General features: G+C 43.1%; 26 protein-coding genes, 17 tRNA genes, 1 pseudogene and 1 riboswitch. Of the genes and pseudogenes, 12 read left to right on the top strand and 32 right to left on the bottom strand.

Features of this window, described 5'->3' with window-relative positions; translation table 11 throughout:
- Positions 1-4: 4 nt before the first annotated feature.
- Positions 5-640 carry a DUF421 domain-containing protein gene (locus tag NYE79_RS02745; RefSeq protein ID WP_101800125.1) on the bottom strand — a complete coding sequence of 212 codons (636 nt, stop codon included), beginning with the start codon at positions 638-640 and terminating at the stop codon, positions 5-7.
- A complete protein-coding gene (locus NYE79_RS02740) occupies positions 637-1,092 on the bottom strand; it encodes a DUF3290 family protein (RefSeq protein ID WP_000675335.1) in 456 nt (151 codons plus the stop codon). The genes NYE79_RS02745 and NYE79_RS02740 overlap by 4 nt, the downstream gene beginning before the upstream one ends.
- 133 nt (positions 1,093-1,225) lie before the next feature.
- On the opposite strand from NYE79_RS02740, the gene NYE79_RS02735 reads away from it, so the two are divergent.
- The 4 genes from NYE79_RS02735 to NYE79_RS02720 all read left to right on the top strand — a co-directional run bounded on the left by NYE79_RS02735 (position 1,226) and on the right by NYE79_RS02720 (position 5,054).
- The gene (locus tag NYE79_RS02735; protein ID WP_038804934.1) at positions 1,226-2,053 is read left to right on the top strand and encodes an exodeoxyribonuclease III; all 828 of its coding nucleotides are present in this window, start codon (positions 1,226-1,228) and stop codon (positions 2,051-2,053) included.
- Positions 2,054-2,064: 11 nt separating this feature from the next.
- Positions 2,065-2,451 carry a VOC family protein gene (locus tag NYE79_RS02730; protein WP_339293768.1) on the top strand — a complete coding sequence of 129 codons (387 nt, stop codon included), beginning with the start codon at positions 2,065-2,067 and terminating at the stop codon, positions 2,449-2,451.
- Positions 2,452-2,681: 230 nt separating this feature from the next.
- Positions 2,682-2,777, top strand: a riboswitch (purine riboswitch).
- A gap of 433 nt (positions 2,778-3,210) precedes the next feature.
- Positions 3,211-3,792, top strand: coding sequence for a xanthine phosphoribosyltransferase (locus NYE79_RS02725; RefSeq protein ID WP_125389173.1), 582 nt, complete (start codon positions 3,211-3,213; stop codon positions 3,790-3,792).
- On the top strand, positions 3,792-5,054 hold the full coding sequence (locus tag NYE79_RS02720; protein ID WP_001171644.1) for a nucleobase:cation symporter-2 family protein: 1,263 nt from the start codon (positions 3,792-3,794) through the stop codon (positions 5,052-5,054). The genes NYE79_RS02725 and NYE79_RS02720 overlap by 1 nt, the downstream gene beginning before the upstream one ends.
- 32 nt (positions 5,055-5,086) lie before the next feature.
- On the opposite strand, the gene NYE79_RS02715 is transcribed toward NYE79_RS02720, so the two are convergent.
- From NYE79_RS02715 to NYE79_RS02705, 3 genes are all read right to left on the bottom strand, one after another.
- Positions 5,087-5,491 (bottom strand): PaaI family thioesterase, encoded by a 405-nt coding sequence (locus tag NYE79_RS02715; RefSeq protein ID WP_339293767.1) that lies wholly within the window; start codon positions 5,489-5,491, stop codon positions 5,087-5,089.
- A 69-nt stretch (positions 5,492-5,560) separates the two neighbouring features.
- Positions 5,561-7,042 carry a UDP-glucose--hexose-1-phosphate uridylyltransferase gene (locus NYE79_RS02710; protein WP_339293766.1) on the bottom strand — a complete coding sequence of 494 codons (1,482 nt, stop codon included), beginning with the start codon at positions 7,040-7,042 and terminating at the stop codon, positions 5,561-5,563.
- Positions 7,043-7,060: 18 nt separating this feature from the next.
- Entirely contained in the window at positions 7,061-8,239 is a 1,179-nt protein-coding gene (locus tag NYE79_RS02705; protein ID WP_339293765.1) for a galactokinase, read from the bottom strand.
- 165 nt (positions 8,240-8,404) lie between these two features.
- On the opposite strand from NYE79_RS02705, the gene galR reads away from it, so the two are divergent.
- Positions 8,405-9,409 carry a DNA-binding transcriptional regulator GalR gene (gene galR / locus NYE79_RS02700; protein ID WP_042902622.1) on the top strand — a complete coding sequence of 335 codons (1,005 nt, stop codon included), beginning with the start codon at positions 8,405-8,407 and terminating at the stop codon, positions 9,407-9,409.
- A 33-nt stretch (positions 9,410-9,442) separates the two neighbouring features.
- On the opposite strand, the gene NYE79_RS02695 is transcribed toward galR, so the two are convergent.
- On the bottom strand, positions 9,443-10,333 hold the full coding sequence (locus NYE79_RS02695) for a cation diffusion facilitator family transporter (RefSeq protein ID WP_339293764.1): 891 nt from the start codon (positions 10,331-10,333) through the stop codon (positions 9,443-9,445).
- 132 nt (positions 10,334-10,465) lie between these two features.
- Here NYE79_RS02695 and NYE79_RS02690 point away from each other — a divergent pair, with 132 nt between their 5' ends.
- Positions 10,466-11,020 carry a TetR/AcrR family transcriptional regulator gene (locus tag NYE79_RS02690; protein ID WP_339293763.1) on the top strand — a complete coding sequence of 185 codons (555 nt, stop codon included), beginning with the start codon at positions 10,466-10,468 and terminating at the stop codon, positions 11,018-11,020.
- A 26-nt stretch (positions 11,021-11,046) separates the two neighbouring features.
- Complete coding sequence (locus NYE79_RS02685; protein WP_000958143.1) at positions 11,047-11,379, top strand: hypothetical protein; 333 nt, start codon at positions 11,047-11,049, stop codon at positions 11,377-11,379.
- A gap of 35 nt (positions 11,380-11,414) precedes the next feature.
- Here the strand turns inward: NYE79_RS02685 and pnuC are convergent.
- Positions 11,415-11,921 (bottom strand): annotated as a pseudogene (pnuC, locus tag NYE79_RS02680) (nicotinamide riboside transporter PnuC); the annotation flags it as partial.
- 39 nt (positions 11,922-11,960) lie between these two features.
- Between pnuC and NYE79_RS02675 the strand changes: the two are divergent.
- From NYE79_RS02675 to NYE79_RS02660, 4 genes are read left to right on the top strand one after another with little or no spacing between them, the layout of a single operon-like run.
- Positions 11,961-12,656 (top strand): IS6 family transposase, encoded by a 696-nt coding sequence (locus tag NYE79_RS02675; protein WP_001015319.1) that lies wholly within the window; start codon positions 11,961-11,963, stop codon positions 12,654-12,656.
- Positions 12,649-12,885, top strand: a complete 237-nt coding sequence (locus NYE79_RS02670) for a hypothetical protein (RefSeq protein WP_001287839.1) — start codon at positions 12,649-12,651, stop codon at positions 12,883-12,885. The genes NYE79_RS02675 and NYE79_RS02670 overlap by 8 nt, the downstream gene beginning before the upstream one ends.
- A gap of 12 nt (positions 12,886-12,897) precedes the next feature.
- Positions 12,898-13,125: a hypothetical protein gene (locus NYE79_RS02665; RefSeq protein ID WP_001152920.1), complete on the top strand. Its 228-nt coding sequence runs from the start codon at positions 12,898-12,900 to the stop codon at positions 13,123-13,125.
- Complete coding sequence (locus tag NYE79_RS02660) at positions 13,113-13,274, top strand: hypothetical protein (RefSeq protein WP_001062367.1); 162 nt, start codon at positions 13,113-13,115, stop codon at positions 13,272-13,274. The genes NYE79_RS02665 and NYE79_RS02660 overlap by 13 nt, the downstream gene beginning before the upstream one ends.
- 224 nt (positions 13,275-13,498) lie before the next feature.
- Here NYE79_RS02660 and NYE79_RS02655 read toward each other — a convergent pair whose 3' ends face one another.
- The 8 genes from NYE79_RS02655 to NYE79_RS02620 form a co-directional block, all read right to left on the bottom strand.
- A complete protein-coding gene (locus NYE79_RS02655; protein WP_049478413.1) occupies positions 13,499-14,299 on the bottom strand; it encodes an ABC transporter ATP-binding protein in 801 nt (266 codons plus the stop codon).
- Entirely contained in the window at positions 14,286-15,122 is an 837-nt protein-coding gene (locus NYE79_RS02650) for an ABC transporter ATP-binding protein (protein WP_000343048.1), read from the bottom strand. Before NYE79_RS02650 ends, NYE79_RS02655 begins: the two co-directional genes overlap by 14 nt.
- Positions 15,098-15,889, bottom strand: a complete 792-nt coding sequence (locus NYE79_RS02645) for an energy-coupling factor transporter transmembrane component T (RefSeq protein ID WP_000130448.1) — start codon at positions 15,887-15,889, stop codon at positions 15,098-15,100. Before NYE79_RS02645 ends, NYE79_RS02650 begins: the two co-directional genes overlap by 25 nt.
- Positions 15,889-16,491, bottom strand: a complete 603-nt coding sequence (locus tag NYE79_RS02640; protein WP_000846126.1) for a hypothetical protein — start codon at positions 16,489-16,491, stop codon at positions 15,889-15,891. Before NYE79_RS02640 ends, NYE79_RS02645 begins: the two co-directional genes overlap by 1 nt.
- 337 nt (positions 16,492-16,828) lie before the next feature.
- Entirely contained in the window at positions 16,829-18,349 is a 1,521-nt protein-coding gene (locus tag NYE79_RS02635) for an ABC transporter permease/substrate-binding protein (RefSeq protein WP_268702784.1), read from the bottom strand.
- The gene (locus tag NYE79_RS02630; RefSeq protein WP_339293762.1) at positions 18,342-19,070 is read right to left on the bottom strand and encodes an ABC transporter ATP-binding protein; all 729 of its coding nucleotides are present in this window, start codon (positions 19,068-19,070) and stop codon (positions 18,342-18,344) included. The genes NYE79_RS02635 and NYE79_RS02630 overlap by 8 nt, the downstream gene beginning before the upstream one ends.
- A 72-nt stretch (positions 19,071-19,142) precedes the next feature.
- Positions 19,143-19,586: a MarR family transcriptional regulator gene (locus tag NYE79_RS02625; RefSeq protein WP_000872568.1), complete on the bottom strand. Its 444-nt coding sequence runs from the start codon at positions 19,584-19,586 to the stop codon at positions 19,143-19,145.
- A 143-nt stretch (positions 19,587-19,729) separates the two neighbouring features.
- Positions 19,730-20,923 carry an O-antigen ligase gene (locus tag NYE79_RS02620; RefSeq protein ID WP_038805734.1) on the bottom strand — a complete coding sequence of 398 codons (1,194 nt, stop codon included), beginning with the start codon at positions 20,921-20,923 and terminating at the stop codon, positions 19,730-19,732.
- A 270-nt stretch (positions 20,924-21,193) separates the two neighbouring features.
- On the opposite strand from NYE79_RS02620, the gene birA reads away from it, so the two are divergent.
- Positions 21,194-22,129: a bifunctional biotin--[acetyl-CoA-carboxylase] ligase/biotin operon repressor BirA gene (birA, locus tag NYE79_RS02615; RefSeq protein WP_216728765.1), complete on the top strand. Its 936-nt coding sequence runs from the start codon at positions 21,194-21,196 to the stop codon at positions 22,127-22,129.
- A 75-nt stretch (positions 22,130-22,204) separates the two neighbouring features.
- Here birA and NYE79_RS02610 read toward each other — a convergent pair.
- The 17 genes from NYE79_RS02610 to NYE79_RS02530 all read right to left on the bottom strand — a co-directional run bounded on the left by NYE79_RS02610 (position 22,205) and on the right by NYE79_RS02530 (position 23,703).
- Positions 22,205-22,292, bottom strand: a tRNA-Ser gene (locus NYE79_RS02610).
- Positions 22,293-22,298: 6 nt separating this feature from the next.
- A tRNA-Ile gene (locus tag NYE79_RS02605) sits at positions 22,299-22,372 on the bottom strand.
- 33 nt (positions 22,373-22,405) lie between these two features.
- A tRNA-Gly gene (locus NYE79_RS02600) sits at positions 22,406-22,476 on the bottom strand.
- 16 nt (positions 22,477-22,492) lie between these two features.
- Positions 22,493-22,565 (bottom strand) — tRNA-Phe (locus tag NYE79_RS02595).
- Positions 22,566-22,568: 3 nt separating this feature from the next.
- A tRNA-Met gene (locus tag NYE79_RS02590) sits at positions 22,569-22,642 on the bottom strand.
- Positions 22,643-22,653: 11 nt separating this feature from the next.
- Positions 22,654-22,743 (bottom strand) — tRNA-Ser (locus tag NYE79_RS02585).
- 11 nt (positions 22,744-22,754) lie between these two features.
- Positions 22,755-22,828: transfer RNA gene (locus NYE79_RS02580), tRNA-Ile, on the bottom strand.
- 13 nt (positions 22,829-22,841) lie between these two features.
- Positions 22,842-22,915 (bottom strand) — tRNA-Met (locus NYE79_RS02575).
- A 5-nt stretch (positions 22,916-22,920) separates the two neighbouring features.
- Positions 22,921-22,994 (bottom strand) — tRNA-Pro (locus NYE79_RS02570).
- Positions 22,995-23,009: 15 nt separating this feature from the next.
- A tRNA-Arg gene (locus NYE79_RS02565) sits at positions 23,010-23,083 on the bottom strand.
- Positions 23,084-23,094: 11 nt separating this feature from the next.
- Positions 23,095-23,180 (bottom strand) — tRNA-Leu (locus tag NYE79_RS02560).
- 7 nt (positions 23,181-23,187) lie between these two features.
- Positions 23,188-23,259 (bottom strand) — tRNA-Gly (locus NYE79_RS02555).
- Between the two features lie 27 nt (positions 23,260-23,286).
- Positions 23,287-23,359: transfer RNA gene (locus NYE79_RS02550), tRNA-Thr, on the bottom strand.
- Positions 23,360-23,371: 12 nt separating this feature from the next.
- A tRNA-Leu gene (locus tag NYE79_RS02545) sits at positions 23,372-23,453 on the bottom strand.
- Between the two features lie 5 nt (positions 23,454-23,458).
- Positions 23,459-23,531, bottom strand: a tRNA-Lys gene (locus NYE79_RS02540).
- A 24-nt stretch (positions 23,532-23,555) separates the two neighbouring features.
- Positions 23,556-23,628 (bottom strand) — tRNA-Asp (locus NYE79_RS02535).
- A gap of 2 nt (positions 23,629-23,630) precedes the next feature.
- Positions 23,631-23,703: transfer RNA gene (locus NYE79_RS02530), tRNA-Val, on the bottom strand.
- Positions 23,704-23,796 lie beyond the last annotated feature (93 nt).

Below are 23,796 nucleotides of genomic sequence, written 5' to 3'. Positions count from 1 at the left end.
TTTCTTATTCATAGGTTACGACTGTGACCGCACCCTTGTCATACTCAGCGATAAAGATATTGGCTACATTGTCATGCCCTTGCTTGCTGAGGTTATCAAGCAGCCATTCTTCGTTACGACCAATCGACTCCAAAATTTCCACTTGGATAACACCATCTGTGACAACAGGATACTTGGGATTCTCATCTCCCATTTGGACTACGATGAGTTGGCCATTTTGCTCCTGCACAGCTCGTTTGACTTGCTTCATCTGGAAAATTCCTTGGCTACGAAGTTTGAGGGCTACATCCGATGCAGACAAGCCAACTGAACGACAGGCTTCTGGGTCAATCTGCCCATTTTTGATAAGGAGAGTTGGTTTTCCATCAATCAAGCGTTTGACAAAACGAACATTGTTATTGAGCCACTTGAGGGTCAAGATCAAAATCGTCCACATCATCAAAATCACTGCATACTGGAGAATGCTGATAGAACTATTGTAAATCACCCCACCGATGATACCACCGAGAACATAGTTCTGAATTTGGTCTGTCGCAGAGTTAGGTGCTAGGTTGCCCTTTCCTGTCACATTGATAACAAAAACAAGCGAGAAGAGCCCCAAGGCCAGTTTGATTAAAATTTCCATATAATTGAGTGTCATTTGTTTACCTCCACCAATTCAATAGCGTCTGTTTGATTCAATTCTAATTTCTCTAAAAGATACTTGTCTGGTTGGCTCCCGTTCATGGCTCGGTAGAAATTTGGACCTACCTTGACAAGCGCTCCATCAGTGGCTGCAGAAGTATTGACATAAACTTCTGATTTATCCACTCCCAAGTCTTTGGAAACAAGCTCGATGAAATGAAGGGAGGTTTGAAATTGGTTGTTAGAGGCTTGATTGGTCTGGTATTTTGAGATTGTCACCAAAAGCATGACCACCAAGGTCAAGGCCAAAATCATGACCAATTCCCGAAACTTAGTCCCCTTTTTATCTCGATAGGCTTTAAAAGCAAAAAATCCTGTGATAGCTAGGAGCACAATCCCAAAGCCAATCATGATGCCATTTTGCTGACTGATTTGGCTAAGTACATAGTCATATGAGTAAAATTTCATTTATTTTCACTCCCTTTCATAAAATCATTCTTAATTATAAACGAAAGAGAGTGATTTTTCAAGCCATACGTTGGGGAAATGGACCTTTTTTTGGTATAATAAAATCTATAATCTGAATGAAAAAGGTAACTTTATGAAACTTATCTCATGGAATATTGATTCCCTAAACGCTGCCCTAACTAGTGACTCAGCTCGTGCCAAATTGTCCCAAGAAGTCCTACAAACCTTGGTCGCTGAAAATGCTGATATCATCGCTATCCAAGAAACCAAGCTTTCTGCCAAGGGTCCTACAAAGAAACACTTGGAAATTTTAGAGGAACTCTTCCCAGGTTACGAAAACACGTGGCGCTCTTCCCAAGAACCTGCCCGTAAAGGCTATGCTGGAACCATGTTCCTCTATAAGAAAGAACTTACGCCTACTATCAGCTTCCCAGAAATCGGTGCCCCTTCTACCATGGACTTGGAAGGCCGTATCATCACTCTAGAATTTGATGAATTTTTCGTAACCCAAGTTTACACTCCAAACGCTGGCGACGGTCTCAAACGCTTGGAAGAACGTCAAGTCTGGGATGTCAAATATGCGGAGTATTTGGCTGAACTAGACAAAGAAAAACCAGTCCTTGCGACCGGTGACTACAACGTAGCCCACAATGAAATCGACCTTGCAAATCCTGCTAGCAACCGCCGTTCACCTGGATTTACCGACGAGGAACGTGCTGGATTTACCAACCTCTTGGCAACTGGATTTACGGATACCTTCCGCCACATTCACGGCGATGTTCCAGAACGCTACACTTGGTGGGCACAACGCAGCAAGACTTCTAAAATCAACAATACAGGCTGGAGAATCGACTACTGGCTCACAAGCAACCGCGTGGCTGACAAGGTGACCAAGTCTGATATGATTGACTCAGGTGCGCGCCAAGACCACACACCCATTGTCATGGAGATTGAGCTCTAAGGAGAAAGCTAATGGACTATCAAGCTATCATTCCTGAATTTGTAGTATCTGACATCGAAAAATCACGCCACTTCTACTGCGACTTGTTGGGATTCTCTGTCGAATACGAGCGCCCCGAGGAGAAATTTCTCTTTCTCTCTCTTGAAGACTGCCAGCTCATGTTAGAAGAAGGCAGCGCAGAAGAATTAGCCCAACTAACCTATCCTTTCGGGCGCGGTGTCAATATTTCCTTTGGTATCAAGGAGGTCCCCCAGCTCTACCAAAAACTGCTGGAAGCTGACTATCCTATCCATCGTCCGCTGACCAAAAGAGAATTTCGAGTGGGAGATAGCTTTATTTACCCTCATGAATTTGCGATTTTGGATCCTGATGGTTATTTTTTAAGATTTAGCGAGTAGAATAATAAAGATTTGGAAAAAGTCTTTAAAGTTAAAAAGGCATATTGTCAAGTGTTTAAAAACTTGATAATATGCCTTTTATGATGGAAAAACCTTCTAAATGTTAGCCAATAAGTTAATTTTTCCCCATTTTTATTATATTTGTTCGTTTTTCAAACCAAAACACTAACAAAACATTTGATTTCTAAAGTTATTTAGTGTAAAATAAAAACGTTGGCTCAAGCCTATTTGAAATTGAATATCATTTTACTTGTTTATGTCGTGAATTGGCACGATGTTTCTACAAGGTGCCGGAACACCTAACAATGAGTATGTCAGCTGAAGGTATGGTGTTGGCCATGCCTATTTTGGGGACTTACTTAGGGGATTAAGTAGGTCCTTTTTGAATATTTTTGTTAAAGCACGCCTTTAAGTGTAAACTAAATTTTTTTAATATTTCCCTTAATTAGTGCGGACGGGAGGTGAAATTATCCTGTGGATAATTTCAGGAATCCAGGGAATTTCATCCCTAATTTTTGAGCCCCTAGCTCTTTCATTTCTAGGCTTAGGCTAAAATAGTTCCCCGAACTATTTTACTCTCAAAAATCCCGTCATAGACAATAACAAGATTATTGTCTATGATACCACTACGGCGGGAAATATTTGATAAAACTCGCTTCGCTCGTACTAGTTTTATCAAATATATAGTACTAGCAAACTGGTTCACTATAGAAATATTTAACCAACAAGTAAACTGGCTTTTAGACTTTAGGAGGTCTTATGAAATTATTAGAAGAGCGCATCCTTGAGGATGGGCATATCTTGCGGGACAATATCCTCAAGGTGGATTCCTTTTTAACCCATCAAGTTGACTTTAGCTTGATGCGAGAGATTGGGAAGGTATTTGCGGACAAATTCGCTTCTGCTGGCATTACCAAGGTCGTAACCATTGAAGCGTCAGGTATTGCCCCAGCCATTTTTACTGCCGAAGCTTTGAATGTTCCCATGATTTTCGCCAAGAAAGCTAAAAACATCACCATGAACGAAGGAATCTTAACCGCCCAAGTCTACTCCTTTACTAAGCAGGTGACCAGCACCGTTTCCATCGCTGGAAAATTCCTCTCACCTGAGGACAAGGTCTTGATTATCGATGATTTCCTAGCAAATGGACAAGCTGCCAAAGGCTTGATCCAAATCATCGAACAAGCCGGAGCAAAAGTTGAAGCGATAGGTATCGTGATTGAAAAGTCTTTCCAAGATGGTCGTGATTTGCTTGAAAAAGCTGGCTATCCAGTTCTATCACTGGCTCGCTTGGATCGTTTTGAAAACGGTCAGGTCGTATTTAAGGAGGCAGATCTCTAATGCAAAAACAAGAAAAACATTCACAAGCAGCCGTTCTTGGCTTGCAACACTTACTAGCCATGTACTCAGGTTCTATCCTGGTTCCCATCATGATTGCGACAGCTCTTGGCTATTCAGCTGAGCAGTTGACCTACCTGATCTCCACAGATATCTTCATGTGTGGGGTGGCCACCTTCCTTCAACTCCAACTCAACAAATACTTTGGGATTGGACTACCAGTCGTTCTCGGAGTTGCCTTCCAATCCGTCGCTCCTTTGATTATGATTGGGCAGAGTCACGGTAGTGGGGCTATGTTTGGTGCCCTTATCGCATCAGGGATTTATGTGGTTCTGATTTCAGGTATTTTCTCAAAAGTTGCCAATCTCTTCCCATCTATCGTAACAGGCTCTGTCATTACCACGATTGGATTGACCTTAATTCCTGTCGCTATTGGAAATATGGGAAATAATGTCCCAGAGCCAACTGGTCAAAGCCTTTTGCTTGCAGCTATCACTGTTCTGATTATCCTCTTGATCAACATCTTTACCAAAGGATTTATCAAGTCTATCTCTATTTTGATTGGGTTGGTCGTTGGAACTGCTATTGCTGCTTCCATGGGCTTGGTTGATTTCTCCCCTGTTGCGGCAGCACCGCTTGTCCATGTCCCAACTCCTCTCTACTTTGGGATGCCAACCTTTGAAATCTCATCTATTGTCATGATGTGTATCATCGCAACGGTGTCTATGGTTGAGTCGACTGGTGTTTACCTGGCCTTGTCTGATATCACGAAAGATCCAATCGACAGCACGCGCCTGCGCAACGGTTATCGTGCAGAAGGTTTAGCTGTCCTTCTCGGAGGAATCTTTAACACCTTCCCTTACACAGGATTTTCACAAAACGTTGGGTTGGTTAAATTGTCAGGTATCAAGACCCGCCTGCCAATCTACTACGCAGCTGGTTTCCTAGTCCTCCTTGGACTCCTTCCTAAGTTTGGTGCCCTCGCCCAAATCATTCCAAGCCCTGTCCTTGGAGGGGCCATGCTGGTGATGTTTGGTTTTGTTTCCCTTCAAGGGATGCAAATCCTCGCCCGCGTTGACTTTGCTAACAATGAACACAACTTCCTTATCGCAGCTGTCTCCATCGCTGCAGGTGTCGGACTCAACAATAGTAATCTCTTTGTCAGCATGCCGACAGCCTTCCAAATGTTCTTCTCAAACGGAATTGTCGTAGCCAGCCTACTGGCCATTGTCCTCAATGCCGTATTAAACCGGAAAAAGAAATAAGAAAAAGAGGTGTGAGCCTCTTTTTTGTTTCTCTATATCCTCACCTGTCTTTCTTCTGACCGCTGGCCTGTGACAAACATGGTAAAGGTGGCTTTGCAGACATTTCTGCCTTCTTGATTGGTAATATCCACATCCACGACACAGGTTGTGCGACCTTGATGGACACATTCTCCTTTAATGGTCAGCACATCGTCGCGTTTTCCTGCCTTTAGGTAGTTGATAGAGGACTGAAGCGTCACTCCATCAAGCCCCAGCGAGATAACCACCAAACCACTAATTTGGTCACAAAGAGTAAAGAGATAGCCACCATGGGCATTGCCATAATAATTGAGCGACGAGTCCACTACTTTTGTCGTCACCACAACGTGACCATCTCTCATTTGTTCAATTTCGTAATTTTCAAAGGCAGATATAGCGTCAAAATGAAAATCTTTCATCGTTTCCTCCTGATAGTTCAAACGACACTATGATACTACTTTTTATAGAACTGTGCAAGGAGAAAGCTCCTAGTCTGGCAAAATTCCAACCTGCTCTACAAATCGCATAAAGGCTACCTGTCCTTGTTCCGTCTGCTTGTAAACCCCCGCGTCCTCCAGAACACGCGCAAAGATAGCGCCTACAGAGTCCTTGACGATTTCAAGGGCTTTTTCTTTATCTTTTAGGTCTGGATGTTGGACTTTGAGCTGGTCTGCCCATTCTTGATGATAAGAGGCAACTGCTTCATCATCTCCTACAAGATAGCTTGCAACTTGCTCCACTTCTGCTTTCAAACGAGGTGGTAAGATAGCCAAGCCCATGACCTCAATCAAGCCGATATTTTCCTTCTTGATATGTTGGACATCCTTGTGGGGATGATAGATGCCATCAGGATGCTCTGGCGATGTCTGATTGTCTCGCAAGACCAAGTCCAACTCAAACTGTCCATCGCGTTTACGAGCAATCGGTGTAATGGTATGGTGTGGTGTCCCGTCTGTCTCTGCCAAAATCTGTACTTCAGGGTCTGAGTATTGCCGCCATTCCTGCAAAATTTTGTCAGCCAAGTTAATCAAATCCTCTTTGGAATCCGAAGTCAAACGTAGCACTGACATAGGCCACTTGACAATCCCAGCCTTGACTTGTTCAAAACCAGCAAATCGGAAAGCCTTTTGCAAGGGAGCCAATTCCATAGGGAATACGTGACGGCCTCCCTGATAGTGATCATGAGTTAGAATAGAGCCTCCCACAATTGGTAAGTCCGCATTTGAACCCGCAAAATATCCCGGAAATTGCTCTACGATCGCCAGCAGACGCTCAAAACTCTGACGACTGATAGCCATGGGACGATGCTGACCATCTAAGAAAATACAGTGCTCATTAAAATAAGCATAGGGCGAATACTGGAAGCCCCACTCCTGACCCGCCATTTCAAAACGGATAATGCGGTGATTGCTGCGAGCTGGGTGGTTGACCCGACCATGATATCCTTCGTTCTCTATACAAAGCTGACACTGGGGATAATTACTAGCTTGCACCAACTTAGCTGCCGCAATCTCCTTTGGATCCTTTTCAGGTTTAGACAGATTGATAGTAATCTCCAGTTCTCCGTAGTCTGATGGAACACGATAAGCAATATTCTTAGCAATGGCCTTGAGTTTGATGTAGTCATTTTTCTGGCTGAGCTGGTAAAAATCCCCTATCGCCTGCTCTGGTGACTGGGCATAGGTTGCCCAGAAGTCACGATTGACCTGACTTGGACAAGGGGTCACCAAGTCCATCAGTTCAGCACCTAGGATTTCACGCGCAGTCTGACTATCCTCAATCGTCTCTAATCGAACCGCCTCCTCGACAAGCTGGTCCTTGAGGTCAATCAATTTATCCAGATTAGTCTCAACTTCCAAAACACCTTCACCCACTCGCGCCAAAACACGATTGGTTAGGTAGATTCGATCCATTTCCTCAAATGAACTTTCAGTAATAACATGTGTTACAAATTTATCTACTAAGGTCACGATAGAGCCTCCTTTTAACTAGTCAAGGACGCGAGTGCCACCTGCAACTTCAGCGATATAGAAGCTTGGAGCATATCCAACTACTTCCTCGTAGTACTTGCCAACGGCTTCTTTAAAGGCCTCAACAGTATCTTTTGGCACCAAGGCAATGGCACATCCGCCAAAACCTGCCCCTGTCATACGAGCACCCAGAACACCTTCTTGAGCCCAAGCTGTGTGGACAAGGGTATCCAATTCCAAACCAGTCACTTCATAGTCATGTTCAAGAGAAACGTGAGAAGCATTCATCAAGCGACCAAATGTTTCCAAATCACCTGCTTGAAGAGCTGCTTGTGCTTTAAGGGTACGTTGATTTTCAAGCACAGCATGGCGAGCACGTTTCAAACGATTTTCGTCTTTAATCAGGTAGCTGTATTGGTCAAATGCCCACTCGTCCAATTCACCCAAGGTCTGAATATCCAAAGCAACTTGCAATTCTTCCACAGCTTTTTCACACTCAGCACGGCGTTCATTGTACTTAGAGTCCGCCAGTTCACGGCGTTTGTTGGTGTTCATGATAACAACAACATTGTCCTTCAAATCAAGTGGCACCAAGTCGTATTCTAACGTATTGGTATCCAGGTAAATAGCACGTTGGTCAGCCCCCATACCAATAGCAAACTGGTCCATGATACCAGAGTTGACTCCGATAAAGTTATTTTCCGTTTGTTTTCCGATTTTTACCAAATCCAAACGGTCTAGTTTTAAATCAAAGAGGTGCTCTGCCACGACCCCCGTCAAAAGTTCCAAAGACGCTGATGAAGACAAGCCAGAACCATTTGGGATATTCCCATAAACATAAAAATCAAACCCTTTGTCAATCACATGTCCAGCTTCTTGCAAGAAATGAAGAACCCCTTTTGGATAGTTGGTCCAGCTATGCTCTTTTTCAAATTTGAGATCAGCAAGAGGCACTTCAATGATACCCTTGTCCTCAAAGTTGGCTGAGTAGAAACGCAAGACTTGGTCGTCACGCTTGCGAGCCGCCCCATAAGTTCCCAAGGAAATAGCCGCCGGAAAAACGTGCCCACCGTTGTAGTCTGTGTGTTCACCAATCAGATTGATACGGCCAGGTGAAAAGAAAGTTTGGTCTGCTTCTTGACCAAAAACGGCAAGAAAGTCTTTGCGAAGGGCTTCAGCAGTAAGATCTTGTGTCATATGAATTCTCCTTTGACTGTCCGTTAAGTCACCTTAACGTGTAATCGTTTTCTTCTATTGTATCCAAGGCTTTTACCAAGGTCAATCCTTTTTACTAAAGTTTTACTAAACTATCGGTAAAAAGAAGAAAAATATGATATACTAACTTAAAAAGGAGGAGGATTTATGGCTACCTTAAAAGACATTGCACAACTAGCCTCTGTCTCTATCGCGACCGTATCCCGTGTCCTCAATCGCGACCAGAGTCTATCTGTCACAGAAGAAACCAGACACCGTATTTTAACTGTCGCTGAAGAACTGGGCTATACCAAGCACCTCAAGACAGGCGAATCCCACAAACCCAAGCAAAAGATTGCCATTATCCAATGGGTCAGCGAGCAGGGGGAGCTAGACGACCTCTACTATTATCAGATTCGTCTCGGTATTGAAAAAAGAGCTCAAGAGTTGGACTATGACATCTTGCGCTATTTTAATGACCATCCTTTTACACTAAGCGAGGAAGTGATTGGCATTCTCTGCATCGGAAAGTTCAGCCGAGCTCAGATTGCTGCCTTTGAAGAATACCAAAAACCTCTAGTCTTTATAGACAGCGATACCCTCTCACTAGGTCATACCTGTATTATCACTGACTTTTACACTGCTGTGAAACAAGTTGTAGACTATTTCCTCAGTCAAGATATGAACCGTATTGGAATTCTCACAGGCCTTGAGGAAACAACCGACCAGGAAGAAATTATCCAGGATAAGCGGCTAGAGAATTTCAAAGACATTACCCAAGCAAATGGAATCTACCATGAAGAACTGGTCTTTCAAGGGAGCTTTACTGCCCAGTCTGGCTATGACTTGATGAAGGAGGCCATTCACAAGCTAGGAGAACAATTCCCACCAGCCTTTTTCGCAGCCAGCGATAGTTTAGCCATCGGCGCCCTCCGTGCCCTTCAAGAAGCTGGAATTAGCCTACCAGACCGCGTCAGCCTCATTTCTTTTAACGACACTAGCCTGACCAAGCAGGTCTATCCTCCTCTTTCAAGCATCACTGTCTATACTGAGGAAATGGGCCGAGCAGGGATGGATATTCTTAACAAGGAAGTCCTCCACGGTCGCAAAATACCTAGCCTAACCATGCTGGGAACCAGACTGACTTTGAGAGAAAGTACGAGGAATGAATAGGATAACAAAACGACCTCTAGCGAGATCGTTTTTCTACTGATGATGCCCATGCTTCTGCTCTAACTCTCTCACCCTCCGCTTATGTTGCGCATGATTACTTTGACTGCTATCCACTTCAATAGTGATATTCTGCACGCCTCTTTCTTCTAAAAATTGACGCACCACTTCTTTGGTTTCCATCATCTGTTCCCAGTCCTTAATACAAATGTGGACAATAGCATTATTCTCTAGACCGTCCATGGACCAAATGCTAAGTTGATTGACACTTTTGACATTGATCAGAGCCTCCAAATCCTTCTCCAAATCCCCTGTCTCTACTTCTTCTGGCACAGCATCTAGGAAAATCTTCAGTGCGCTCCAAAAGCGAGGAATGGCTTTCGACAGAATAAAGATAGAAATAACCAGCGATAAAAGCGGATCGAGGATATACCAATCTGTAAATCGGAGGATAATCGCCATTAGGATGACAGCCAACCAACCAAGAGTGTCTTCCAAAAAATGCAAGCTAAGAATTGACTCGTTCTTTGTCTTTCCTTTACGAACTACCAGACTTGCTAGCACATTGATAGCTACTGCAATGATTCCCAGCCAGAGGATACCTTTCTCATTAACGGGTTGCGGATGAGCAATCTTCGTGATATTTTCCAAAATCACTAGGACAGACCCTATCATAAGAATCACAGCCGTTAGCATGGCCCCTAAAAGACTAAAACGTTTGTAACCCAAGGTGTACTGCCTATCTTCCTCACGGTTTGAGATTGTTTCTAAAAGGGCTGAGATACCAATGGCTAGAGCATCTCCCAAGTCATGAACAGAATCAGCAAGAACTGCACTCGAACCAAAGATTCCTCCTGCGATAAACTCAACAATCGCATAGCTTAAATTTAAGAAAAAAGCTAACCAGATAGATGTTTTAGGACTCATTTCTCTCCCTCCTTTGGTATAATGGGTATATACATACTTCTTTCATTTGTATTATCTAATAAAATCCAAAGAAAGGATAGAAGCAAACTGTCAGTCCTGTTCAGTTCTGAACAGTTTGTATCAAGTGTCTATATGCCAAAAAGAGACCGTCGGGTTAGTAAGACTAAAAAAGCCATCTATCAAGCTTTTTTACAACTTTTGAACGATAAGGGCTATGATGCCACTACTGTTCAGGATATCATTGACCTAGCAGATGTTGGACGTTCTACTTTTTACTGTCATTACGAAAGTAAGGAACTCCTTTTAGATGAGCTCTGTCGCTACCTCTTTCATCATTTCTTTGAAAGGGAAGGACACTTTACTACCGAGGACTACCTCGCGCATATCTTTTTACATTTTCAGAAAAACCAGGACCATGTCACCAGTCTCCTTTTTTCCAAAAACGACTACTTCCTCCGCCAACTACACAAGGAACTCGAACACCACGTTTATCCCATGGTGGCGGGTGACTTGCAAGAGGCCTACCCAAACATTCCAGCCTCCTACCTCCAGCATTTTGTTGTGACGAACTTTATCGAGACTCTAACTTGGTGGCTAAAAAAAGGAAAATCTTATACCGAAGAGCAAGTGGTGAGATTTTACCTTGATGTAATGGAGATGACCTCTACAACTCCACTTGATAACTAAGCCTGTAACTCAGAAAGGAACCAACTATGTTAACTTCGATGATTCTAGGAATACTAACAATTGTACTAGCTCTCGCCTTCTCATTGCTTCACCTTGCTGCTGCTTTTTCAGCCATGAAACAAAAGAACTACAGTCTAGGAAATAAGTGCATCTTGGTCGGCAGTTGCCTCACTTCTCTGGCTCTAGCCATCTTTTACTTCGTCCCAGTTGCGACCATTCTTCTATGGATTGTGGGCTCGAGTATCGTCTGCTATGGAGCCTACTGGAACGGCCAACAGAAAGAAAAACAACATATCTCGCACCACATCGTTCGTATAACGACCGCTATTATCATTACGGTATTATTCATTTTGCTCTAACACAAAAAAGGATCATCTGATCCTTTTTTACTTTTTTAAGAGCTTTTTGCTGCCTTGCTCCACTGATACCACCCAACTAGACTATTGATGAGATAAATTAGGTATTTCCCTTGGATTTGCAGGCTTTCTCCCCACTAGAGATAGATTGAAAAGACATTGGTAGCTGCCCAGAATATCCATTGTTCACGGTAAACAGCTGTCATGAGGATTTGCCCAACCCCATTGGTCGCATCGGTGATGGAATCGCGATAAGGACGATTGGCTCCGATAGACTGATAAATGAACCCAAAGGCCAACCACCAAAGAACACTAATAGAAAGATACTTTGTCCAACCCTTGCCGTCTAGTTTACGTGCGACAAACTCTTGTTGTTCTTTCTTAAACTGGGCTTGATAAATCCAAACCAAGAGACCAATTGGCTGCATAATTGTAAAATAGAGAGTTGTTAAAACCTCACCATAGAAGCCTTTTTGAAGGGCAAGCACCAGATAAATGATGGAATTAATCAAACCAAATAGGTAGTTACTAGCACGACCTTCGGCTTCTCAAAGAGCAGAAAAAAGGTTAGTAAGGCTTGAGAGATGAATCATTTTAAAGGTAAACAATTCCAACAAGACGTCATCATTGTCGCTGTTGGTTATTACCTACGTTACAATCTGAGCTATCGTGAAGTTCAGGAATTGCTTTATGACCGTGGAATAAATGTTTGTCACACTACGATTTATCGGTGGGTTCAAGAATACAGTAAAATCCTCTATCATCTCTGGAAAAAGAAAAATAAACAGTCCTTCTATTCGTGGAAAATGGATGAAACCTATATCAAAATTAAGGGGCGTTGGCATTATCTCTATCGAGCGATTGATGCGGACGGTTTAACATTGGATATCTGGTTACGAAAGAAACGTCGAGCAGACGATAACAGCTATAAGTTAGAAGATACCGCCTATCAAGAAGATAAAGCACGCAAAGCAGAAACCGAAGATAAGCTAGCTATTGAAGCAATGAAAAGCAAGTACACCACGCTATTGCTAGAAAATATGTTGCTAAGTCCGTTTGAAATGCAAGATACAAAAATCATGGCAGAATTGCAAGTCCATGTTTACCCCCTCTATGACGAACTGAAAGAATTAAGAGGGCTAAATAGTGTTAAAGACCACTTGTCTTATGTTGCCAGCAGACGTGAAGAATATTCTAAGCATAATATCGCACGCTACCTCAAAAAAGTCATTGAACAATATCTACCAACGGTTAAAAGGCAGGACTTAAACCATGAGTGAAGACTTAAAAACGATCAAAGAGCTGGCGGATGAGTTGAGTGTTACAAAACAAAATATTCAATATCACTACCAAAGGTTACCAAAAGAATTACAGCTTAAAAGTTCCAATGGGTCTAATCTAATAAATTCTAAAGCAGAAAAAATAATTTTAGGTAAAGTAGAAAGTAGTAGCAAATCAAATACCAAAGACCAACAAATAGAAAAACTAACTAATTTGTTAGACCAGTAACAACGATTAGCCTTGCAAGATAAAAAGTTGCTAGAAGAATACAAGGCGGAAAATGATAACTTAAAAGCCCTCAAAATGCCCTCACAGGAAACAGAATTCAAACACTTAGACAATCAATATAAAGATGAAGTGAACGCTCTTAAAGAGAAGTTGGAAAATTTACAGGAACAAATCAAAGATCAAAAAAGGATAGAAGAACAAGAAAAACCAATAAAATGGTGGGGACTATGGCGAAAATAGATGATTCAGTTAAAAAGAAAGTTCCAGAATTGCGATTTAAAGGATTCACGGATGAATGGGAACAGCGTAAGTTGGGAGACGAAGTTCGAATAGTGATGGGACAGTCTCCTAATTCAGAAAATTATACTGATGATCCTAATGGGCGCTAAAAATGCGAAGACCTATGAAGACCTATTTTGTATTAGTCAAACAAAAAATCCAAAAGAAATGGTATATGATTATGACCATGAAACAAAGTAAAATCAAACCGAGTGATCTGAGGAAGCACCCGATGATCATGAAACGTTATTAAACACAAAAGTCACCCATGTGAGTTCTTGCCAGAAGCTGAAGTTAATCCTTCAACCTGGAAAACCCGCAGAGGTGACTTTTTCTATACATCTCGATTTTTCTGGCAATAATCATTAACCGATAAATATGTCTGTGAATCACCCAGCGACTCCGCTATGTCCATAATCCGCGGTGGTAGTAATCCCACTCGCTGGACAAGTTCGTGATTGCTGAACAATTCCCGTGGACTGCCGGCGAAGCCAAACTTCCCGTGTTCCATAACATACACCGATTCAAACTCGGCGGCGACCCAATCCATGTCATGGGTGATGGTCACAACTTGGTGGCCCGAATCAGCCAACTGATGGAAAATTGCGGTCAACTTGCGCCGGCTTTCCCAATCAAGCGACATCATCGGCTCATCAAATAAATAAATCGCCGGATCCACTGCCAAAACTGTGGCAACGCTCAACAGCTTGCGTTCCGACAATGACAGGTCATATGGACTTTCAGCTGTTTTATCATCCAAGCCAACTCTTTTTAGAGCCGCTAAAGCCCGCCTCGTAATCGTGTCGTGGTCATCTATGACCTGCGCGACATTCCACTCCACCTCTCGTTGAACGGTCGGGTTGAAAAGCTGATCGTCAGGATTCTGAAAAGTAATCCCAACCTTCAGTAACTTTTCGACTGGTTTAAGATCATTAAAATTTTCTCCATCGATCTTAATCACACCGGTTTGTGGTGTCAGCAAACCCGTCAACAATTTGAAGAGCGTTGATTTGCCGGCACCATTTTGGCCGACAATCGCCACCATCGGATCGGCGAAGTGTTTGTCTTCAACATCCAAGCTAAAGGACCGTTCCGGATAAGTGAACGTCAGGTGGCTCAGTTCAATTGTGGACATAACGAACCTCCTTCAGATCAGCGTAATTCACTGGATACCGGCCATCAGCCAAGTGCCAATCCATTTTTTGAGCAAGTTGCTGGATTGTCGGGGCTGGAATCTGCCAGTCAGCTGCCAAATGATTAAACACCTCACCCGGCCTGCCCTGGGCTACCATTTGACCCTCGTGCAGCACCCACACAACGTCGGCGACTTCGCACAAATCGTCAATTTCACTGGTGACAATGAAGACAGTCGTCTCTTTGACTTGGGCCAGCCATTGGAAAAATTGCCGGCGGCCAAGGGGATCCATCTCACTGGTCGGATCATCCATAATCAAAACAGCCGGATTAGCCACAATCGCCGTGGCAATTGCCAACCGCTGGATCTGACCACCGGAAAGGCTCTCGGGACGCAAATTCAGCTGTTCAATCAGCCCCATTTGCGTGGCAACTTCTTCAACCCGTTTTTGAATCAGTCCTTCAGCCATTCCCTGATTAATCAAGTCAAAGGCGATTTCATCGGCAACCGTGTCTGCCAACCCGCTTAGTTGGCCAGCTGGATTTTGCAGTACAACTCCATTCATGGCATTATAAACGGGCCAATTGTCAGACACTCGCTGGCCAAACATGTGCCAATCGCCCTCAATCTCAGCAGACACAATTTTGGGAATGACCCCTGCCAGCACACGGCACAAAGTCGATTTGCCGGAGTGGCTATTCCCGATAATCCCAACCACCTGGCCGGTATGAACCTCCGCGTTAATCTGACGCAGTTGTGGTTGCTCAGTACCCGGATAACGGGTGGTCAAATTTTCAATTACAATCCGTTTATCTTCGTCCATATCTTCCACCCAATCAATAAAATTGCCAATCCAGTCAGACCAATGTGCAGCGTCCGCGACAGGCGATACACGCGCTGGGAGGTTCTGACAGTCCGGTTGAGATTATCAAAACCTCTCAGTTGGAGAGAAATCGACCGCGTCATCGATTGATCCAAGGTCTTAATCACCAATGGAATTAGAACCGGCAGGACTGACTTTAATTTCTGAATCAACGTTTTTTGCGGATTGGTTCCGCGAACTTTTTGTGCCTGCTGGATTTTCCGCATATTGCGCATCATTTCCGGCAAAATATAACACACCGACATCAGAACGTAGACGGTTTTATAAGACAATCCGGACAGTTCCAAATAGGCCGCGTTTTCTGAAATACTCGTGGTCACCATAAAAAAGCCACTGGTCAAAATAATCACCAATACTCGACAACCCAGAGTGGTGGCGTAAATCAGGCCCTCTTTGTAGAACGACACCCCAAGCACAGAAAACAGCACAGTTTGATTCCGACTGTAAAATAACCCTTGGATGATCAGCATGGTGCAAATCAGAAACAGGCTGAATCCCAGCGCCTTAAAGGTGGTAGAACTCAATTTGGAAAATAACAATAGCAGTGTTGCGACAAGAATTAATCCGGCCTGAAGCAATAAATTCATACTGGCAAAGCTCAACAACGTCATGTCCAAGATGAACAAGAGCTTAGTAATCGGATCGATCACCTGGTACCATTTGAGCTTGACCCGTGGCGCTCCAGAAATCAATGTTTTATCAGTCATCATTTATCATCGCTAAAGAAGTGCACCATCCGCTTCGGCAGCTGACGATAGATGAAGAATGCCAGGTAGGCCACGCAGACTTTATCCAAAATATCCAAGACAAACTCATCGATAAATGAGGCCAGCCACACTGGTGCATGATTGGCGACCATTACCGCAAACAATGAGTCACCCCAAGCGATACCGGTCTGACCACCCCAAAAGATGACGTTGAGTGGCGTTGAAATGACAGCTGAAACGATGGCAATAATAATAGCAGAAACAAATACTCGTCGCGCTGACGAGAACCACCCATTGGCGTGCAAAACTCCGACAGCAATCCCAATTCCGATGCTGGTAATCGCATACACGGTTGAAATTGGCGATAAGGTCAGCCCATAGATCACGTTGTTGATGAAACCACTAATGGCACCGGCAACCGGCCCAGCCAACATGCTGGTAAGAAAGGTTCCCAAAGACCCCAGCCAAACGGGCAACTTTAACCCCTCCGCCAAGGCTTTGGCAACATAGTTAATCCCCACGGCAGCGGGAATCAAAGTCATGGTGGCAGCACTTAACTTAAATTTCCACATACTGGTACGATGAATCGGTTCTGTTTTCATAATCTTCTCCTTTTGTTTTTAAAGAGCCGTGTCTGGATAGACTTTCGGACGCAACGCTCTATTATATATCTACTGAACTGTCTATACACAAGATTTCCATCCTTAGTCGACATGAGCTGGAAATCTTTATTTGTTAAGTAGTTCACAACACATTATACACCTATTCTCTGAATAGTCAAGTGTATTTACAGTAAAAATCTAGAAAATCCTGAAAATTTCCTCTTATTTTCCATTTAAAAATGAAAATCTTTATTTCTGGCACTAAAAATGCCCAGACAAGATTGTCTGAGCATTTTCTATATGGTCGTTTAGCAAAGTTGAGTTTAGCATTTTCAAGCTATTTCTTCAACAAACCTTGTTCTTGTAAAAACTCCTTGGCTACTTGTTCTGCTGACTTGCCTTCAACACCGACTTGGTAGTTGAGCTGGCTCATCTGGCTTTCAGTAATTTTACCTGCTAGTTTATTGAGAACTGTCTCCAACTCAGGATGTTTCTTGAGAAGAGCTTCTTTCATGAGTGGCGCTCCTTGATAAGGTGGGAAGAGTTGCTTGTCATCCTCCAAGACCTGTAAATCATAACGCGCCAACTCTGCATCTGTCGAATAGGCATCCGTGATTTGAATATCGCCTGACTGAATTGCCTGATAGCGAAGAGCTGGCTCCATGGTCGCTACGTTGAGATTGAGACCATACATTGATTGCAAGCCCTTATTGCCATCTTCACGGTCATTAAACTCGAGAGTAAAACCGGCCTTCAACTGTCCTTCCACTTTTTTCAAGTCCGAAATGGTCTTCAAGCCATATTCTTGAGCAATCTTTTTCGGAACAGCTACAGCGTAGGTATTTTGATAAGACATAGGTTTTAGATAGGCCAGATGATCCTGTTTGGCAATGCCATCACGCGCCACCTGATAAACCTGATCTGGCTCATGACCTACCTTGGGTGATGGCTGAAGCAAACTTTCAGTCACCGTACCAGTAAATTCAGGATAGATATCAATATCCCCTTTTTTCAGAGCTTCATAGAGGAAGCTTGTTTTCCCAAAATTCGGCTTAACAGTCGCAGTCATACTGGTATTTTCTTCAATCAGCAATTTATACATATTGGCCAAAATTTCGGGTTCTGGTCCCAATTTCCCAGCAATCACCAAGTTTTCTTGCTCTTTTTGAGCCAAAAGGGCTGGACTATAAGACAGACCGAGCAATATGGTCACCAAGGCAAAACCAGAGAAAATCGTCCGCAATTTTGCTTTTTCCATCACTTTTAGTAGGAAGTTAAAGGCAATGGCCAGCACTGCAGAAGAAAGGGCCCCAATCAAAATCAGACTGGTATTATTGCGATCAATTCCCAAAAGGATAAAGGAACCCAGTCCGCCTGCCCCAATCAAGGCCGCCAAGGTCGCCGTACCGATAATCAAGACCGCTGCCGTCCGAATCCCAGACATAATGACAGGCATGGCAAGTGGAATTTCAAACTTCTTGAGTCGCTCCCATCTGGTCATCCCAAAGGCAATCCCAGCCTCTTGCAGACTCGGATCAATTCCCTTTAGCCCAGTGATGGTATTTTGTAAAATCGGGAAAATCGCATAGATCACTAGAGCTGTCAAAGCAGGCAAGGTCCCAATTCCCATCAAGGGGATAAAGAGCCCCAACAAGGCTAGAGACGGGATGGTCTGGAAAATCCCTGAAATCTGCAAGACCCAGTCCGCCAACTTCTCATGATAGCGAAGATAAATAGCCAAGGGAATCGCAATAAAAATAGCTAGTAACAAGGTTAAAAGTGACAACTGCAAATGTTGAGATAGAGCTGTTACCCAATCACCAAAACGATCCTGAAAAGTTGATATCAAATTAGTCATGAACACTACCTCCAAACAAATCTGCTACAAAGTCCGTTGCAGGAGCTTTTAAAATGGTCTCAGGGTTCGCCACCTGACGAATCTCTCCGTCCTGCAAAACAGCAATACGATCACCTAATTTCAAAGCTTCATCCGTATCATGGGTCACAAAAATCGTTGTCATTCCAAACTCTTTATGCAATTCTTTCGTCAGAACCTGCAACTGTTTTCTCGAAATAGCGTCCAAAGCCGAAAAGGGTTCATCCATAAGCAAAATCTTAGGCTGACCAATCATGGCACGGACAATGCCGACCCGTTGCTGTTCTCCACCAGATAATGCACTCGGAAGTCGATTCCCATACTCAGCTACTGGTAAACCAACCTTAGCCAAAAGCTCTTCTGTTTTCTGAGCAATTTCTTCCTTAGTCCAGCCCTTCATTTCTGGAATGAGGGCAATATTTTCCGCAACCGTTAGATTGGGAAACAGAGCAATGGCCTGTAAAACATAGCCAGTAGAAAGACGAAGCTCACGCTCATCATAGTCTTTGATGCGCTTACCATCCATGTATATATTTCCATCAGTTGGTTCCAAAAGACGGTTAATCATCTTGATCATGGTCGTCTTACCAGACCCAGAAGGTCCAACTAAAACCATGAACTCCCCATTCTCAATCCGTAAATTGACATCTCTCAAAACATCTTTTTCTGTGTAGCGCAAGGCTACATTTTTGTATTCAATCATTCTTTGTCCTCAATTTAAAATTTTCCTCGATTGGTCAAGTTACCAAACTTTTAATAACTAATTTATCCCACTCTAAACCTCATTTTCCTTCTCTTTCAGATTAGCCAAAATTCTTTCTTGAAAGGCTTCAAACTGCCTAATTTCCTCTTCTGAAAATCCTTTGTAACAGATAGTATCCAATCTCTGACTGACACGTTGCCCAACTTCTTTCTGGGACTTGCCCAACTCTGTTAAAACTAAATACTTCTTACGCTTATCTTCTCCACACGGACTGACAGTTATAAGATTTTGTTCCTCTAGCTTTTTTATCATAGTCGTCAGCGTATTATTAGCAAGCCCAGTCGCAAGCGCAATATCTGTCGCAGTTGCACAGCCCGTCTTACTATTCCATAAAACCGCTAAAATCTTTCCCTGCTCACTCCGATAAAGAGAGTCAGGGTCTTGTCTCAGTAACTTTTGAAAAATCCGCCCATTCAACAAACGAATATGATGGGCTACCAAATGACAATATTTCATGAAACCTCCAATTTATTTCCATATCGATACGAATGAAAACATTATAATACTTATTATTCTAACTGTCAACTATTTCGATTTAGAACTAATTTTTCTCAGTAAAAAATCTCCTACTCAAGGTAGAAGATTTCAATCTTATAAACTTAATCCGTCATGTCTGATACCAAAGTTCGACGCTCCAATGGAATACTGCACATAACTAACAAGAAAATGAAGCCTGACTGAATCCAGAAAAGGGCCAAGTCAAAGATTCCATGCACAGCAACCACTGTAAGGAAAGATAGATAAAGACCGATAATTGGACGTTTCCCCGACTCCTGACTCATATCCATCATCAAACGAACAGGAGCAACAGAAGACAAAGCTAATAAAATGGTTCCCACAATTCCGTAACTCAGAATCGTATCAATATAAAGGCTGTGAGCATGTTCATGATAAGGAGCATTTATCCGAGGATAAGAGTGCATATAGGTCAATGGCCCCTCCCCCCAAAAAGGATTTTGCTTAAACAAGGCCATCCCAGCATCCCAGATAGAAATGCGTTCTTCCATAGAAGAATCTAAAGTTCCCATCCGAACTCCCAAATCACTAGAAAAAAGGAAACTCAAGCCAATCGCAAAGACCCCAATACTAAGCCAAAAGGCCTTCCAGTTTTTAATGGTCGTAAAGAGATAAATGATGGCTCCAGCGATAATAGCAGGAAAGGCTGTTCTATTTTGCGTGAAATTTAAACCAAAAAGATTTACAAAACCTGCTAGCACACAAAAGACTTTCAACCATCTTAGCTTCGTCGTTGTAAAGAGATAAAAGGCAATCATGATACAGAAGCAACAAATGATCCCATAGTAGTTAGGATTAAAGAAGGTGACCTCTGCACGGTTTTGGTGCCATACTTGCATATTTGGTGAAAGAAAGGCATAGTTAAATTTCTTTACAATTTGGAAATGCTCCAAAGTAGCAAAAGCGGCAGAGACAACACTACCAAACAAAACCGTCTGGAGTATCAGTCGAAAGAAAGCATGCGTCAGACGCTTCTGGTAAAAACTAAAGAAAATAAGAAATAGGAGCATCAGGAAAGATGCTGCTAGACCAAGCCAGTTCTTGGCGACGATGGAAATGACACTACTGTAGGCAATAAAAAAGAGAAGTACAGGATGTTTGGCTAATCCTTTGATAATTCCCTTCATCTCCCCAGTAACAAGTAAACCTATCAAATATAAAGCAAAGAGTGATAAGAACAAATAAAAAGGTAAAAAGATACTCATGATCATCAGATACAAAAAGAAATCTTTTTTCGAAAGCCCTCTTATCTTATCCAGTAATCCAATTGATTTCAAAACGGATCCTTTCTGTTCTGGATTTCTCCAGAAGATAAATGCTAAACTATCTTTATATTCTACCATTTTTTCCGTCATTTGGGAACAATGAACACGCTACCAAAAAGAAAAAATCAGTGAATATTTAGAAAAATTTTTAAGGAGAGAAATTTTACAAAGCAATTATTGCTCCCCTACAACTATTCATTTCCCTAAATTAAAGAAAGCTGTGGTAGAATAAAAGAAAGCTATAAAAATCACTATAGAACAAATCTGTATAAAGGAAAATCAATGAAATCACACCAACTAGTCTACCAAATATTAGCTAGAGAAAACGATTATGTTAGCGGAGAAAAAATCGGAGAAGAACTGAATTTAAGCCGTACATCTATATGGAAAGCGATCCAACGTCTTCAACAAGAAGGCCTAGAAATTGACAGTATCAAAAATAGAGGCTACAAGCTTATTCAAGGCGATTTGATATTGCCAGAATTGATTCAAGAGAACACCAACTTAACCATTCGCTACAAACCTGAGACCAAATCAACCCAAACAGATGCAAAAGAAGGGATTGAAGCTGGAAACCAAGGAAATACACTCTATCTTTCAACCTGTCAAACAGCAGGTCGTGGCCGCTTTCAGAGGCCCTACTATTCTCCATCTCAGGGAGGTATCTATATGTCCCTGCATATTCAACCAAACCTTCCCTATGAAAAACTCCCATCCTATACTCTTCTTGTGGCAGCTGCAGTCTGCAAAGCCATTAAAAATCTAACTATGATAGAAGTAGATATCAAATGGGTAAATGACATCTACTTTAAAAATAAAAAAATAGCAGGTATCCTCACTGAAGCGATGACATCAGTTGAGACAGGCTTGGTTACAGACGTCATTATCGGACTTGGTATAAATTTTTCTATAGCAGACTTCCCAAAAGACCTAAAAGAAAAAGCAGGCAGCCTATTTATGCCACCTGCACCAATTAGTCGTAATGAGCTCATCAGCGAAATATGGAATTGTTTCTACAATACGGATTCAGATGAGCTACTTTATATCTATAAAGAAAGATCAATCGTTCTTGGAAAAGAAGTTACTTTCCAGCTAGACGGAAAATTTGAGAAAGGTCTTGCAAAAGAAATCTCAGAATCCGGCCAACTTCAAGTCGAATTTGAAGATAAACATACTATCTGGCTAAATAGCGGAGAAATATCACTAACAAGTTGGTAATAAACAATCCCCCTTTTAACGATTTAGAAGGGGAATTTACATACAAAAAAAGAGCCTAACAGCTCTCTTAACGTACGGAGAATGGGGGATTCGAACCCCCGCGCCGGTTACCCGACCTAACGATTTAGCAAACCGTCCTCTTCAGCCTCTTGAGTAATTCTCCTATTAATGGGCACGAGTGGACTCGAACCACCGACCTCACGCTTATCAGGCGTGCGCTCTAACCACCTGAGCTACGCGCCCAAGTTCAAAAACTTGGTATGAACTTTCGTTCAAAGCGGGTGACGAGAATCGAACTCGCGACAACAGCTTGGAAGGCTGTAGTTTTACCACTAAACTACACCCGCTTAATAAAACAAAATATGGCGCGAGACGGAATCGAACCGCCGACACATGGAGCTTCAATCCATTGCTCTACCAACTGAGCTACCGAGCCAAATTGCGGGAGCAGGATTTGAACCTACGACCTTCGGGTTATGAGCCCGACGAGCTACCGAGCTGCTCCATCCCGCGTTAATATAAAAAGGAGGATGTGGGATTCGAACCCACGCACGCTTTTACACGCCTGACGGTTTTCAAGACCGTTCCCTTCAGCCGGACTTGGGTAATCCTCCATTATTTACAATGGACCTTGTAGGACTTGAACCTACGACCACTCGGTTATGAGCCGAGAGCTCTAACCAGCTGAGCTAAAGGTCCAACAAGATCAATATAGCGGCGAAGGGGATCGAACCCCCGACCTCCCGGGTATGAACCGGACGCTCTAGCCAGCTGAGCTACACCGCCATAAATCGGGAAGACAGGATTCGAACCTGCGACACCTTGGTCCCAAACCAAGTACTCTACCAAGCTGAGCTACTTCCCGCGTTAAATAAAAAAATGCACCCTAGAGGAGTCGAACCTCTAACCGCCTGATTCGTAGTCAGGTACTCTATCCAGTTGAGCTAAGGGTGCTCATCATTATATGCCGAGGACCGGAATCGAACCGGTACGATCGTTACCAATCGCAGGATTTTAAGTCCTGTGCGTCTGCCAGTTCCGCCACCCCGGCCTCTCTAAGCGAACGACGGGATTCGAACCCGCGACCCCCACCTTGGCAAGGTGGTGTTCTACCACTGAACTACGTTCGCATCGACCTCTTATTCTATATAAAAAAATGCCGGCTACATGACTTGAACACGCGACCCTCTGATTACAAATCAGATGCTCTACCAACTGAGCTAAGCCGGCTGATTTCTATTATGCGGGTTAAGGGACTTGAACCCCCACGCCGTTAAGCGCCAGATCCTAAATCTGGTGCGTCTGCCAATTCCGCCAAACCCGCAAATATGACCCGTACTGGGCTCGAACCAGTGACCCATTGATTAAAAGTCAATTGCTCTACCAACTGAGCTAACGAGTCTAAAATAACTTCCGTTATCTTAAACGGTCCCGACGGGAATCGAACCCGCGATCTTCGCCGTGACAGGGCGACGTGATAACCGCTACACTACGGGACCTATGGGAGTTAACGGGATCGAACCGCTGACCCTCTGCTTGTAAGGCAGATGCTCTCCCAGCTGAGCTAAACTCCCAAAGGGCGGAGTCTAGCTCAGCCAACGGTAAGAAACTTCGTTTCTCTCATCCGCCGATTGTAATTTCGATTTCCTCTCAATTACAACTAAGCT

It is taken from the genome of Streptococcus sp. FSL W8-0197 (genome assembly GCF_037963785.1).
Lineage (GTDB): Bacteria > Bacillota > Bacilli > Lactobacillales > Streptococcaceae > Streptococcus > Streptococcus oralis_CQ.
This window is presented reverse-complemented; position numbering and strand designations above follow the sequence as displayed.

Excerpts from the sequence above, each read along its gene's own strand:
- NYE79_RS02635 (WP_268702784.1), bottom strand. The coding sequence starts at position 18,349 with ATGACTAATTTGATATCAACTTTTCAGGATCGTTTTGGTGATTGGGTA.
- NYE79_RS02645 (WP_000130448.1), bottom strand. The coding sequence starts at position 15,889 with ATGACTGATAAAACATTGATTTCTGGAGCGCCACGGGTCAAGCTCAAA.
- NYE79_RS02675 (WP_001015319.1), top strand. The coding sequence starts at position 11,961 with ATGAATCATTTTAAAGGTAAACAATTCCAACAAGACGTCATCATTGTC.
- NYE79_RS02720 (WP_001171644.1), top strand. The coding sequence starts at position 3,792 with ATGCAAAAACAAGAAAAACATTCACAAGCAGCCGTTCTTGGCTTGCAA.
- NYE79_RS02695 (WP_339293764.1), bottom strand. The coding sequence starts at position 10,333 with ATGAGTCCTAAAACATCTATCTGGTTAGCTTTTTTCTTAAATTTAAGC.
- NYE79_RS02745 (WP_101800125.1), bottom strand. The coding sequence starts at position 640 with ATGACACTCAATTATATGGAAATTTTAATCAAACTGGCCTTGGGGCTC.
- NYE79_RS02650 (WP_000343048.1), bottom strand. The coding sequence starts at position 15,122 with ATGGACGAAGATAAACGGATTGTAATTGAAAATTTGACCACCCGTTAT.
- NYE79_RS02660 (WP_001062367.1), top strand. The coding sequence starts at position 13,113 with ATGGCGAAAATAGATGATTCAGTTAAAAAGAAAGTTCCAGAATTGCGA.
- NYE79_RS02740 (WP_000675335.1), bottom strand. The coding sequence starts at position 1,092 with ATGAAATTTTACTCATATGACTATGTACTTAGCCAAATCAGTCAGCAA.
- NYE79_RS02625 (WP_000872568.1), bottom strand. The coding sequence starts at position 19,586 with ATGAAATATTGTCATTTGGTAGCCCATCATATTCGTTTGTTGAATGGG.
- NYE79_RS02690 (WP_339293763.1), top strand. The coding sequence starts at position 10,466 with ATGCCAAAAAGAGACCGTCGGGTTAGTAAGACTAAAAAAGCCATCTAT.
- NYE79_RS02715 (WP_339293767.1), bottom strand. The coding sequence starts at position 5,491 with ATGAAAGATTTTCATTTTGACGCTATATCTGCCTTTGAAAATTACGAA.
- NYE79_RS02735 (WP_038804934.1), top strand. The coding sequence starts at position 1,226 with ATGAAACTTATCTCATGGAATATTGATTCCCTAAACGCTGCCCTAACT.
- NYE79_RS02670 (WP_001287839.1), top strand. The coding sequence starts at position 12,649 with ATGAGTGAAGACTTAAAAACGATCAAAGAGCTGGCGGATGAGTTGAGT.
- NYE79_RS02725 (WP_125389173.1), top strand. The coding sequence starts at position 3,211 with ATGAAATTATTAGAAGAGCGCATCCTTGAGGATGGGCATATCTTGCGG.
- galR (WP_042902622.1), top strand. The coding sequence starts at position 8,405 with ATGGCTACCTTAAAAGACATTGCACAACTAGCCTCTGTCTCTATCGCG.
- NYE79_RS02630 (WP_339293762.1), bottom strand. The coding sequence starts at position 19,070 with ATGATTGAATACAAAAATGTAGCCTTGCGCTACACAGAAAAAGATGTT.
- NYE79_RS02685 (WP_000958143.1), top strand. The coding sequence starts at position 11,047 with ATGTTAACTTCGATGATTCTAGGAATACTAACAATTGTACTAGCTCTC.
- NYE79_RS02655 (WP_049478413.1), bottom strand. The coding sequence starts at position 14,299 with ATGTCCACAATTGAACTGAGCCACCTGACGTTCACTTATCCGGAACGG.
- NYE79_RS02705 (WP_339293765.1), bottom strand. The coding sequence starts at position 8,239 with ATGACACAAGATCTTACTGCTGAAGCCCTTCGCAAAGACTTTCTTGCC.
- NYE79_RS02640 (WP_000846126.1), bottom strand. The coding sequence starts at position 16,491 with ATGAAAACAGAACCGATTCATCGTACCAGTATGTGGAAATTTAAGTTA.
- NYE79_RS02730 (WP_339293768.1), top strand. The coding sequence starts at position 2,065 with ATGGACTATCAAGCTATCATTCCTGAATTTGTAGTATCTGACATCGAA.
- birA (WP_216728765.1), top strand. The coding sequence starts at position 21,194 with ATGAAATCACACCAACTAGTCTACCAAATATTAGCTAGAGAAAACGAT.